The organism is Veillonella parvula, assembly GCF_047241225.1.
Classification (GTDB): Bacteria; Bacillota; Negativicutes; order Veillonellales; family Veillonellaceae; genus Veillonella; species Veillonella parvula_O.
The window spans coordinates 82,602-93,987 of the sequence record NZ_JBKTIE010000003.1 but is presented as its reverse complement, the minus strand read 5'-3'; the positions used below and the strand labels follow the sequence as shown (position 1 = coordinate 93,987).

The window sequence follows — 11,386 nt, the reverse complement described above, 5'->3', positions numbered from 1 at the left end:
TTCTATAAAAATATATATGGATTTATTTTAACATTCTTCGAGAATTTGTGAAAGCCTAGAGGCTATCAAGGGACTTCAAGTAAAGTCCATAAAAAAAGCACCATCTATTAATGATAGTGCTTTTAAGAACTAATGTACTTCATCTAATAATATTCTAAGATAATCACGTCTACTGTTTAATATTCTATCAATATAGATAGTCCGATCTAAATAACGGTAAAAACTTAAATAATTATGACAAAGTAAATATCTGTATTCAATTTTACTTCCTAGATTAATCAATAATCGCTGCCCCATTTCTGGAAATATACTCAACGAATCATTCGCAGTTACTATATCCAAAACGGTTTTCTTAGCTAACTCAATATCACCGGTTTCTTCTTCTATAAAAGATTTTATTTCTAGCAAATCTTCTCGTGCTTTTGGTGCATAGCTAATTTGATTATTCATAATTAAATCCCCAATTCACTCTTTAGTTGCTCTGATGAAATCCAGCCTTGTTCTTCACCAGATTTACGACCTGTCTCTAAAGCGCCCATAAGTTTTATCGTAGCCATTAGACGTTCATAATCTTGAATATCCATAATTGCATATCGGCCTCTACCATTTTTAGTTAAGAATACGGGACTATCTATAGTAACATCACGTAAAACTTCAGAATAGTTTCGTAAATCTGAAATAGGTTTTATATTCGGCATACTATCACCTCCAGAGTACTTTAGTGATATACTACTCATTTTTCTAATATCTTATTACTATTGTAGTTAAATTATCGCGTAAATTCAACACTAAATTTTACAGCACCCTTTAAAATTACTATCAACATCTATGATACTTATATCTTCCTTTTCTTGTTATATACATATGATATAATGCGCATAGATACTTATTTACTAATAAATTGACATTTTTTATAACCGATATAATAAAATCTAATAGTTCTCACTTAAGAACAAATAATTTATTAAAAAAGGAAATATCATGGCACAAGCATTAATCGTAATCGATATTCAAGAAGGCTTAGTTAAGGAAAACCCTTACAATGCCAAAAACTTTATCTCAAATACAAAAGCAATCATTCAACATTTTAGAGATCAAAATATAGAAGTCATTTATATCAGACATTCTGAAAATGAGGGCTTATTAGCAACGGGCAGTGATAATTGGCAAGTCTATCACGAATTAAAACCGCAAGAAAACGAAAAGATTTTCAATAAATATTACAATAGCATCTTCAAGGATACTGAATTAAAGGAATATTTAAACCGAAAAAATATTACCGATGTAACATTTGTAGGAATGCAAGTGGAATTTTGCATTGATACATCTGTGAAAGTAGGCTTTGAGTATGGTTATAATATCACCATCGTCGAAGATGCTATCTCAACCTTTGATAATGAGTATCTACCAGCCGATACAATCCTATCCTTTTACAAAGAAAAGATTTGGCGGAATCGATTTGCACAGCTAAAAACAACAAATGAAATGTTAAGCATCAATTAAATTACGAAAATAATACAAAGATTTTTATAATTTTTTCTCACGTATTTGTCATATATGTATGTTAAAATTCCATTAAATATTTATGCCCGAACATAGGAGGTCTTTTTTATGTATAAGTATATTACGATTTTAGGAGCTGCGGGCCAAATAGCTCAAAAGTTGACTGCTACACTATTAACATATACAGATATGCACATTACATTATATGGTCGTCAGTTGAAAACACGTATACCTCCAGAGATTATCGACCATGAACGTGTTACAGTGATTGAAGGTTCGTTCCAAAATCCTGGTAAATTAGAACAAGCTGTAACAAATGCGGAGGTTGTATTTGTAGGTGCTATGGAGTCTGGCAGTGATATGGCTTCCATCGTGAAAGCATTGAGCCGCAAAAATATACGCCGTGTTATCGGTGTGTCCATGGCTGGACTTTCTGGTGAATTCCCTGTAGCACTTGAAAAATGGACCTTCGACAACTTACCGATTAGCTATGTTCAAGGTGAGCGCCAAGCACGCAATGTATTACGCGAATCCAACTTAAATTACACCATCTTGCGCCTCACATGGCTTTACAATGATCCAGAGAAAACCGATTACGAACTCATCCCTGAAGGGGCTCAATTCAACGATGCCCAAGTTTCACGCGAAGCTGTGGTAAAAGCCATTTTTGATATCTTACATGCTGCGGATGAAACGCCTTTCCATCGCACAAGCATCGGCGTAGGTGAACCAGGTACACACTATGACAAACCAAGCTTTCACTAATATATAAATAAATATTTTGTAAAAAAGAGAAAATACTATATACCAATACAAGACTATCTTCAATACGCTTGAAGATAGTCTTTTTATATATCATTTTATGATTAAAGTATCTAGTTAACCTCATTTGAATTAAATATCTCATATATATATTTGTATACTGCAATTATATCGTTTAAATGATATAATTACAGTATAAGAATGATGAACAAATACTTTTAAAACTATAAGGAGATAACTATGGGAATATTACGAGAAACAATTCGTCCATCCTCTGATTTACGAAATAAGTATCCTGAAATTTCTAAAACCTTACAACTTAAAGATGAGGCTGCCATTATTACTGTAAATGGTCGTGGAGATACTGTAAGTCTCGGCTATAATACATATAATATGTTAAAGTCAAAAATAGAATTATTATCCTCTCTTGTAGAAGGACAAAACGATATCATTCAAGGTCGCACCACTACACTTGATGAAGCTTTCAACAGTATCGATAAAATGCTAGATCAAATGGGGTAACTCTATGAAATCCCAACCCTACACAATCATTCCTACTGAAAAGTTCAATAAAGAGCTACATCAACAAATACTTTATATAGCTATGCAGTTTTCAAAAGAAACAGCTATACAAGTAAAAGAAAATATTCAAAATTCAATTTCAAATCTTATGAACCATCCATATATGGGGACTACACCTAAAATTAGAGCACTTAATGACAGTGACTTTCGAATGTTGATTTTAGAAAAGCTTATTATTTTCTACACAGTTGTAGAGGAAGCTAGAACTATTTATTTAATCTCTATACTTGATCAACGACAGGATTATGTAAATATACTAAACGGATTATAACATTTGAACTAAACCAGTGCTTCTTTAAAAATTAAATACCCTTCAAAGTGGTATATCCTAAATCTAATCGGTACATTTTTACTCATGTAACATAGATTTTGGGTATACCTTTTTTATTCCTACATTTTATAGATATTTATATAGATAAACTCACGTATTTACGCTATACTAATAAATGATTAATATACACTTATAGGTATGTGAAAGCAAATGCCTCTTAGATTATCAATTATATTTATATATACAGCTCGTTGTATAAAATACACAAGATTCTATGTATAAAAATAAATGATAGTTATTTTTAGTCCCAGTTAGGGCAGAGGCTTATTAAGGAGTTATTATGAATCGCATTGTTGTTATTGGCAGTTGCAACATGGATATTGTAGTCCTCGCGAACAAACGCCCTACTGCAGGCGAAACAATCATGGGCAACGAATTGCACATCGCTCACGGTGGCAAGGGAGCAAACCAAGCGGTGGCTGCGGCTCATCTAGGTGCAGAGGTCACTATGGTCGGCTGTATCGGTGAAGATGCATACGGCCATATGATTATAGATAATTTAAAAGAAAATTTCATCAATACAGATTACATCGTTACGGTACCGAATACTACAACCGGTACAGCACACATTACATTAGCTGAAGGCGATAATAGCATCATCGTGATTGCAGGCGCTAATGCTAAGGTAGACCAGTCCGTAGTAGATAACGCTTGGTCTACTATCGAGCAAGCCGATCTTGTAATGGTTCAAAACGAGATTCCTATTCCAACTATTGAATACATCGTTCGTCGTTGTCACGAGGCTAATGTGAAAGTCCTCTTAAATCCTGCTCCAGCAGCCGACCTCGATTCGGAATGGTTAGAATTAGCAACCTATATTACGCCAAACGAACACGAGTTATCTGCGCTCTACCCTAATCAATCTACAGAGGAGATTTTACTAGCTAACGAAAACAAAATCATCGTTACCCTTGGTAGCAAGGGTGTAGGATATGCCGATAACGGTGAAATTCACATTGTACCTGGCTTCAAGGTTGAGCCCGTAGATACAACAGGTGCTGGCGATACATTTAACGGTGCCTTTGCAACGGCTATCGTTAATGGTAAAAGCTTAGCCGACGCTCTACACTACGGCAATGCAGCAGCGGCCCTCTCCATCCAACGCTTGGGGGCTCAAGGTGGCATGCCAACAAAAGACGAGGTCGCTGCATTCTTAGCAGAACACGTATAGATTGAACCGGTCTTTCAAAGCTCCACTGACCGGGTCTGCCTTCGCAGGGCCAAAGTCGCTTTGAAAGGCCTATTCAATCCAAACTATACGTTCTTCAAGCAATGAATGCAACTGTCCTCTATATAACAAAGGGAGTTAATGACTAAGGCATTAAAGCCTTAGTCATCGGAATAGATAAGGAGTTATTTATGCAACGACACGGTATTTTAAATAGCCATATTGCTAAGGTTTTGGCAGATCTTGGTCACACAGATACAATTTGTATCTCTGATTGTGGCTTACCGGTACCTGAAGGGGTTCAAAAAATCGACTTAGCCTTGGATTTTGGTGTACCTAGCTTTGAGCAAGTAGTATCCATCATCGCTAAACATATGAAATCCGAAGCGATTCATGTGGCAACAGAAATTAAAGAAAATAATCCTAAGGCTTACGCCTTCTTAGAGTCTACCTTCCCATCTGATCAATACGAATGGATTGAAACGAGCCACGATGCTTTCAAAGAAGCCACGAAACAATGCAAATGCATTATTAGAACTGGTGAAACATCTCCGTATGCGAACATTATCTTACGTGCCGATTGTATTTTCAGCGATCGTCCCTAAAATAATAGATTAACCAACTAAGTTTATACGTTAAGGAACTGAACCTATAAATCAGTTTATGTAAATTAGATAGCTTAGTTTTCAAAGATTATCTAAACATCTAATCTATTACATATATCAAGAGATACTTTCATCAGTCATATAGGAGTAGTTATGGAAATTGTTATGTCAGGCATTGCGAAGGCATTTGGTACAAACCAAGTACTGCGCGATGTAAGTATTACCCTCAAGGAGGGCGAAGTTCACGCCTTGATGGGCGAAAACGGCGCCGGCAAATCTACGCTCATGAATATCCTCACCGGTATTCACAAGGCGGATGCTGGTACGATTACCATCGACGGCGTAGAGCGAACCTTCCCGAACCCGAGAGAGGCCGAGCTAAACGGTGTGGCCTTCATCCACCAAGAGCTTAACATTTGGCCAAATCTAACATTGTTAGAAAATCTATATTTAATGAGACCAAAGCGCAACAAATTTGGTATGCTCGACAAAAAGGCGATGCTCACTGAGGCTGAAAACACATGCCGCGAACTAGGCATCGAATTGCCACTCACAACAGAAGCAGGCCTTTGCTCCGTTGGTCACCAACAAATGACGGAAATTCTTCGTATCTTGATGTTAGATGCAAAGGTTGTCATCATGGACGAACCGACAGCAGCCCTCACAGAGCGTGAAACGGCGACATTGTTCAACATGATGCGCAAAATGAAAGCACGCGGCGTTGCTATCGTATATATCTCTCATCGTATGGAAGAGGTATTTAGCGAATGTGACACAATTACGGTTATGCGTGATGGTCACACAATTATCACTAAACCAACATCTGAGATTTCTGTAGACGAAGTGGTACGCCACATGGTAGGCCGTTCCATCGACGAGTTCTACCCTGCTCGCACTACAACACCGGGCGATGTGGTTATGAACGTGGATAACCTCAAACCAGAAGGTTTCGACAACGACATCTCCTTCTCCTTGCGCAAAGGCGAAATCCTCGGCGTAGCAGGTCTCATGGGTGCTGGCCGTACAGAAATTATGCGCGCCATTTTCGGTGTAGATAAACACAACGGCGGCACCGTAACAGTAAACGGCTCCGTCCTAAACTGTAAAAAACCAGAAGATGCCATCAAGGCTGGCATTGCTTTCATCACAGAAAATAGAAAGAGCGAAGGCTTGATTCTTGATTTCTCCATCGGTTCTAACATTACATTGCCTAATCTTGGCGAAATTTGCCCCTCTCATGTACTTGATAAGGGCAAACTCAATTCCTTTGCTGACGAATTGTCTAAAAAACTAGGCGTTAAAACACAATCTATTCACGAACCCGCATCATCCCTATCCGGTGGTAACCAACAAAAGGTGGTTATCGCGAAATGGGTCGGTAAAAAGCCATCTATTATCATCATGGACGAACCTACGCGCGGTATCGACATCGGCGCCAAGCGTGATATTTACGATTTAATGAACGAATTAACGAACGATGGTGTGTCCATTATCATGGTGTCCTCTGAGTTACCGGAAGTGCTCGGCATGAGCGACCGCGTTATGGTCATTCATGAAGGTCGCGTAGCAGGTATCTTGGACCGTAGCGATGCAACACCAGAATCGATTATGACATTAGCCACAGGAGGACAATAATGGACAGCAAAGCTCTACAATATGTAAAAAAATTAGGCCCCCTCATCGGCCTCATCCTATTATTTGTAATTATCTCTGTCATGAACGACAGTTTCCTTGAATTCTCTAACTTGCGTAACTTGTTGCGCCAAGTATCCATCAATGCAATTATCGCCTTCGGTATGACCTTCGTCATCTTAACTGGCGGTATCGACTTATCGGTTGGTTCCATCCTTGCCCTCTCTAGTGCAGTGATGGCAAACCTCATCGTAACTGGTACTGACCCTGTATTAGCTATCGTATTAGCCGCAGGTGCCGGCCTTGTATTGGGCGGTATTAACGGTCTCGTTATTACCTATGGCCGCGTAGCTCCATTTATCGCTACCTTGGCGACCATGACAATCTACCGTGGTGCGACGCTAGTATTCACAGACGGTAACCCAATCTCCGGTCTTACTCAAGATCCTCTATTCCACGGCTTTGGCCAAGGGGATATTGCAGGCCTTCCAGTTCCAGCGATCACAATGTTCCTAGCTTTCATCGCCCTTTGGTTCGTATTGAGCCGCACATCCTTAGGCCGTAAAACATACGCCGTAGGTGGTAGTGAAAAGGTAAGTTACATTGCTGGTATCAAGATTGACCGCGTTAAAATCTTCGTGTATGCCTTAACCGGTATGCTCTGTGGTATCGCGGGTGCAATCATCACCTCTCGTCTTAACTCTGCACAACCGACAGCAGGTGCAGGCTATGAACTTGACGCTATTGCAGCGGTGGTTCTTGGCGGCACAAGCCTTGCTGGTGGTCGTGGTCATATTGTTGGCACATTAATTGGTGCCCTCATTATCGGTACCCTCAACAACGGGTTAAATATTCTCGACGTTTCCAGTTTCTATCAACAAGTTGTAAAAGGTATTGTCATTTTATTGGCGGTTCTTGCAGACCGCAAGAAAGCCTAGGAGGTTCCTATGAAAAAACTATTGTTACTGTTGGCGATGGCTATCATGGTTATCGGTCTTGTAGCAGGCTGTGGTAAAAGCGCTGATAACGGCGGCGACAAAAAATCCGGCACAATCGGCTTCTCTGTTTCCACATTGAACAACCCATTCTTCGTAACTATGAAGGAAGGCGTTGAGGCTCAAGCTAAAGCGCTTGGTCTTAAAGTTAAAATCGTTGATGCTCAAAATGACCCTGCAAAACAAGCAAACGATATTTCCGACTTACTTGAAAGCGGCGTTTCTGTATTGATCATCAACCCTGTAGACTCTGCAGCTATCTCTACTTCCGTAGAAGCAGCAAATGCTAAAAACATTCCTGTAATCACTGTTGACCGCTCTGCTGATAAAGGCAAAGTAGTAGCTCACATCGCTTCCGATAACGTAAAAGGCGGCGAAATGGCCGCTCAACTTATCGCTGAAAAAGTAGGCAAAGCTGCAAAAGTTGCAGAAATCGAAGGTATCCCTGGTGCTTCCGCCACACGTGAACGCGGCCAAGGTTTCCACAACGTAGCTGACAAAGACTTAACAGTAGTAGCAAAACAAAGTGCTGACTTTGACCGTACAAAAGGTTTAAACGTAGCAACAAACATTTTGCAAGCTAACCCTGATGTACAAGCTATCTTCGCTCATAACGACGAAATGGCATTAGGCGCTATCCAAGCAGCTAAATCCGCAGGCAAAACAATCTTCATCGTAGGCTTTGACGGTACTGCTGATGCAGACAAAGCTGTTAAAGACGGCACATTGGCTGCAACAATTGCGCAACAACCGGACCAAATGGGTAAAATCGCTATTGATACAGCTCAAAAAGTTATCAAAGGCGAAGCTGTAGAAGCTAAAATCCCTGTAGATCTTAAAGTTGTTACAAAATAATTGTAAATAGAAACTGGGTACAAAAAAGAGTCGCATCCTTTGATGCGACTCTTTTTATTTTGGCTCTCGTTCCAAAAACTCTTTGAAGAATGCAATGAATTTTGGTAACTACAATGTTTTCTTAAAGAATATCGTTGTATGTACCTTCCCAGGCAACTGTTTCCGTTTATATTCTTTAAAGCCAAAGCCTTCATACATTTTGGCAAGCCATGGGTGTTCTGCAGCAGTACCTAGTGTTACGGCTGGTGTTTTATATACATTGCGCAGTAGATTTTCTGCTTCAGTTAAAACTTCACGAGCATAGCCCTTTCCCTTATGTTCAGGGGCTGTCACAAAGTGTGCAATGTGCGGATATACGTCTGGCGTAGCTTTGGGAATCCAAGGCATGCGGAATGAAATAGAGCATACTAAGGAACCATCTACGTAGAGACCAAATACAGGATATTTTAAGATCCACACCCGAGATTCTTCTGGGCTAAAGTTAATAGCATCGAAGGATATAGGGTAGTTCTTATTCTCCGCATATCCTGCAATTAACACCTCGTGATATTCAGCCGCATCATCTACGGTTAATTGTCTAAATTCTTTCATATGTACCTCGTTTAAAGCGACCTAATTCTAAAAATATTAGGTCGCCATGAATTTCTATATTACTAGGATAGCACGCATTATTATGCTCTGCATTATTTATAGAGCAGTATTTTTATAGAGCAGTACTATTTATAAAGCTGCACTATCTAGTGGCTGTTCGCTATCTAGTGTAAGGTAACGGCTCAAGAATTTGCGTGTTCGTTCTTCTGTTGGATGTTCAAGGACAACCTTAGGATCCCCTTGTTCTACGATGACGCCGCCTTCCATAAATACGACTTGGTCAGCCACTTCTTTGGCAAAGCCAATTTCGTGAGTTACGATAATCATCGTAACCTTGAGCTCTTTCGCAATCTTGCGTATAACAGCTAATACTTCACCTACGAGCTCTGGATCGAGGGCTGATGTAGGTTCGTCAAAGAGGATAACCTCTGGGTCCATCGCAAGGGCACGAGCGATGCCAATACGTTGTTGTTGACCACCGGAAAGTTGTACCGGATAGTAATCATCATAGCCTTCCATGCCTACTTCCTTGAGGAAGCGTTGTGCGATTTCACGGGCTTGAGATTTCTTCATCTTCTTAACCGTTACAAGGCCTTCCATAATATTTTCAATAACGGTCTTATTAGAGAACAAGTTATAAGATTGGAACACCATGGATGTGTTACGGCGTGCGTTTAAGATTTCCTTGTTAGACGCTTTATGGAGGTCTACAGAAATATCATTTAACTGCATTGTCCCTGCATCGGCCTTTTCAAGGAAGTTAAGCGTTCTAAGGAATGTCGTCTTACCACTACCGGATGGGCCAAGGATAACCGTTACAGACCCTGTTGGCACATGTAAGTCGATGCCCTTTAAAATTTCACGGTTCCCGAAGGATTTGTGAACTTGTTTAATATCTATCATAATGCATTACCTCGTTTATACTTGCTTGCATAGATTTCTAAACGATGGAAGATAAATTCAAATACAATCCCCATCACCCAGAATAGACCGGCCACCACGATGTAGGCCTCAAAATATTGTGAATTTTCCTCTGTATATAACTTTGCAGCGCCAAATAGTTCAATAACTGTGATGACAAATACGATACTCGTACTCTTCATGGTGTTAAGGAACTGATTTGTAAATAGTGGCAACGCAAAGACTGTAGCCTGTGGCAATACGATGCGACGGAACGCTTGGAACCAAGTCATACCGATGGCCTGAGCCGCTTCCATTTGCCCTTTCGGTACCGATTGTAAGGCAGCCCGGAAGATTTCACTCAAATAGGCTCCTGTGTGCAAGGTTAAACCTACAACGGCTACAAAGGTAGCTGGCACCTTTTCAAAGGGCACATGCACCCCTGTTTGATCCTCTAGCGCGAGGAATAGAATTGGTAAACCATAGTACACGAGGTATAAGAGAACCATGTTCGGAATACTACGGCACAATAATACATATAGGTAGCTGAGCTGACTGAGCACAGGCACTTTATTTTGTTGTAGCACGCAACTTAATAACCCTAGGATTGTACCCAAACCAACGCTGAGGAAGGTAATCATAAGGGTGACTTTCACATAAGGAATGACAGCAAAGAAGGTGCCATAAATATAGGTTGAATCGATTATATGTCCCATACGCCCCTACTCCTCACTGATCAAAATGCGTTGCGTTTCCTTGCCCGCAACGGTAAAACGTTTTTCAAGCAATCGGCCCAAGAGAGACACGATGATAATTAGAATACCATAAATGATGGCCGCATCGACGAATAGCTCAAGATAGCGCTGACTATTGCCGCCCATGAGGTCCGCCTTACGCATCATATCGACAACGCCGACGTTAAAAATGAGCGCCGTCCCTTTCAACATGCCGATAACGAGGTTCGTCAACGGTGGAATGCTCATGGTGAAAGCCTGCGGCAAGATGATGCGCACATAGCTTTGGAACTCGGTCATACCAAGACTCTTAGCGGCTTCCTTCTCACCAGGTGCAACCGCATCAATACTGGAGCGCATGATTTCAGCACTATAAGCCGCAATATGCAATGTAAACACGGCATACACGAATACGAGACCCGGCACATTTCTCATGTTAAGCCCCATATGGGACATGATTTCTGGCACCCCAAAGTAAATGAGGAAGAGTTGTACCAAGAACGGCGTACCGCGCATAAAAGAGATAAAGACAATAAATAATTGGTTTAATACTGGTACCTTCTTGAGGCGAATGATGGCTATGATAGAGCCCCAAATAACACCTAAGATGGCAGAAATAACGGTGATGAGCACCGTTACGTGAACATAATTCAAGAGCTGTGGAAACGCTTGAATCATGTAGGACACATCAAAATACTTGCCCACAGTAGCACCTCGTTTCTAGACAT

15 protein-coding genes are annotated in these 11,386 nt (G+C 40.4%); 9 read left to right on the top strand and 6 right to left on the bottom strand.

All coding sequences use genetic code 11. The annotated features are described in order from the left end of the window. Positions 1-129 precede the first annotated feature (129 nt). Both ACLRYO_RS06485 and ACLRYO_RS06480 read right to left on the bottom strand, forming a co-directional pair. Positions 130-450: a type II toxin-antitoxin system RelE/ParE family toxin gene (locus ACLRYO_RS06485; protein ID WP_120055894.1), complete on the bottom strand. Its 321-nt coding sequence runs from the start codon at positions 448-450 to the stop codon at positions 130-132. Positions 451-452: 2 nt separating this feature from the next. After that, a complete protein-coding gene (locus ACLRYO_RS06480; RefSeq protein ID WP_021147581.1) occupies positions 453-698 on the bottom strand; it encodes a type II toxin-antitoxin system prevent-host-death family antitoxin in 246 nt (81 codons plus the stop codon). 283 nt (positions 699-981) lie between these two features. Between ACLRYO_RS06480 and ACLRYO_RS06475 the strand changes: the two genes are divergently transcribed. The 9 genes from ACLRYO_RS06475 (at position 982) to rbsB (ending at position 8,433) form a co-directional block, all read left to right on the top strand. Further along, complete coding sequence (locus ACLRYO_RS06475; protein WP_004694226.1) at positions 982-1,503, top strand: cysteine hydrolase family protein; 522 nt, start codon at positions 982-984, stop codon at positions 1,501-1,503. Between the two features lie 108 nt (positions 1,504-1,611). Beyond that, positions 1,612-2,268, top strand: coding sequence for an NAD(P)H-binding protein (locus ACLRYO_RS06470; protein ID WP_004694229.1), 657 nt, complete (start codon positions 1,612-1,614; stop codon positions 2,266-2,268). Between the two features lie 237 nt (positions 2,269-2,505). Continuing rightward, positions 2,506-2,787 (top strand): type II toxin-antitoxin system Phd/YefM family antitoxin, encoded by a 282-nt coding sequence (locus tag ACLRYO_RS06465; RefSeq protein ID WP_004694230.1) that lies wholly within the window; start codon positions 2,506-2,508, stop codon positions 2,785-2,787. A gap of 4 nt (positions 2,788-2,791) precedes the next feature. After that, positions 2,792-3,118: a type II toxin-antitoxin system RelE/ParE family toxin gene (locus tag ACLRYO_RS06460; RefSeq protein WP_004694233.1), complete on the top strand. Its 327-nt coding sequence runs from the start codon at positions 2,792-2,794 to the stop codon at positions 3,116-3,118. Between the two features lie 340 nt (positions 3,119-3,458). Continuing rightward, positions 3,459-4,349, top strand: coding sequence for a ribokinase (gene rbsK, locus ACLRYO_RS06455; RefSeq protein WP_316086446.1), 891 nt, complete (start codon positions 3,459-3,461; stop codon positions 4,347-4,349). Between the two features lie 188 nt (positions 4,350-4,537). Next, entirely contained in the window at positions 4,538-4,951 is a 414-nt protein-coding gene (gene rbsD, locus ACLRYO_RS06450; protein ID WP_004694238.1) for a D-ribose pyranase, read from the top strand. Between the two features lie 153 nt (positions 4,952-5,104). Further along, positions 5,105-6,586, top strand: a complete 1,482-nt coding sequence (locus tag ACLRYO_RS06445; protein WP_118091120.1) for a sugar ABC transporter ATP-binding protein — start codon at positions 5,105-5,107, stop codon at positions 6,584-6,586. After that, positions 6,586-7,521 (top strand): ABC transporter permease, encoded by a 936-nt coding sequence (locus ACLRYO_RS06440; protein ID WP_008715159.1) that lies wholly within the window; start codon positions 6,586-6,588, stop codon positions 7,519-7,521. The genes ACLRYO_RS06445 and ACLRYO_RS06440 overlap by 1 nt, the downstream gene beginning before the upstream one ends. 9 nt (positions 7,522-7,530) lie before the next feature. Continuing rightward, complete coding sequence (gene rbsB / locus ACLRYO_RS06435; RefSeq protein WP_004694244.1) at positions 7,531-8,433, top strand: ribose ABC transporter substrate-binding protein RbsB; 903 nt, start codon at positions 7,531-7,533, stop codon at positions 8,431-8,433. Between the two features lie 108 nt (positions 8,434-8,541). Here rbsB and ACLRYO_RS06430 read toward each other — a convergent pair whose 3' ends face one another. The 4 genes from ACLRYO_RS06430 to ACLRYO_RS06415 form a co-directional block, all read right to left on the bottom strand. After that, positions 8,542-9,024: a GNAT family N-acetyltransferase gene (locus ACLRYO_RS06430; RefSeq protein WP_004694248.1), complete on the bottom strand. Its 483-nt coding sequence runs from the start codon at positions 9,022-9,024 to the stop codon at positions 8,542-8,544. Between the two features lie 129 nt (positions 9,025-9,153). Next, entirely contained in the window at positions 9,154-9,927 is a 774-nt protein-coding gene (locus ACLRYO_RS06425; RefSeq protein WP_004694249.1) for an amino acid ABC transporter ATP-binding protein, read from the bottom strand. Continuing rightward, positions 9,924-10,640 (bottom strand): amino acid ABC transporter permease, encoded by a 717-nt coding sequence (locus tag ACLRYO_RS06420; RefSeq protein WP_004694252.1) that lies wholly within the window; start codon positions 10,638-10,640, stop codon positions 9,924-9,926. Before ACLRYO_RS06420 ends, ACLRYO_RS06425 begins: the two co-directional genes overlap by 4 nt. A 6-nt stretch (positions 10,641-10,646) precedes the next feature. Next, positions 10,647-11,363, bottom strand: a complete 717-nt coding sequence (locus ACLRYO_RS06415) for an amino acid ABC transporter permease (protein ID WP_105086820.1) — start codon at positions 11,361-11,363, stop codon at positions 10,647-10,649. Positions 11,364-11,386 lie beyond the last annotated feature (23 nt).

Coding starts and splice junctions, on each gene's coding strand:
- ACLRYO_RS06445 (WP_118091120.1), top strand. CDS start 5,105: ATGGAAATTGTTATGTCAGGCATTGCGAAGGCATTTGGTACAAACCAA.
- ACLRYO_RS06425 (WP_004694249.1), bottom strand. CDS start 9,927: ATGATAGATATTAAACAAGTTCACAAATCCTTCGGGAACCGTGAAATT.
- ACLRYO_RS06475 (WP_004694226.1), top strand. CDS start 982: ATGGCACAAGCATTAATCGTAATCGATATTCAAGAAGGCTTAGTTAAG.
- ACLRYO_RS06440 (WP_008715159.1), top strand. CDS start 6,586: ATGGACAGCAAAGCTCTACAATATGTAAAAAAATTAGGCCCCCTCATC.
- ACLRYO_RS06430 (WP_004694248.1), bottom strand. CDS start 9,024: ATGAAAGAATTTAGACAATTAACCGTAGATGATGCGGCTGAATATCAC.
- rbsD (WP_004694238.1), top strand. CDS start 4,538: ATGCAACGACACGGTATTTTAAATAGCCATATTGCTAAGGTTTTGGCA.
- ACLRYO_RS06470 (WP_004694229.1), top strand. CDS start 1,612: ATGTATAAGTATATTACGATTTTAGGAGCTGCGGGCCAAATAGCTCAA.
- rbsB (WP_004694244.1), top strand. CDS start 7,531: ATGAAAAAACTATTGTTACTGTTGGCGATGGCTATCATGGTTATCGGT.
- rbsK (WP_316086446.1), top strand. CDS start 3,459: ATGAATCGCATTGTTGTTATTGGCAGTTGCAACATGGATATTGTAGTC.
- ACLRYO_RS06480 (WP_021147581.1), bottom strand. CDS start 698: ATGCCGAATATAAAACCTATTTCAGATTTACGAAACTATTCTGAAGTT.
- ACLRYO_RS06465 (WP_004694230.1), top strand. CDS start 2,506: ATGGGAATATTACGAGAAACAATTCGTCCATCCTCTGATTTACGAAAT.
- ACLRYO_RS06460 (WP_004694233.1), top strand. CDS start 2,792: ATGAAATCCCAACCCTACACAATCATTCCTACTGAAAAGTTCAATAAA.
- ACLRYO_RS06420 (WP_004694252.1), bottom strand. CDS start 10,640: ATGGGACATATAATCGATTCAACCTATATTTATGGCACCTTCTTTGCT.
- ACLRYO_RS06485 (WP_120055894.1), bottom strand. CDS start 450: ATGAATAATCAAATTAGCTATGCACCAAAAGCACGAGAAGATTTGCTA.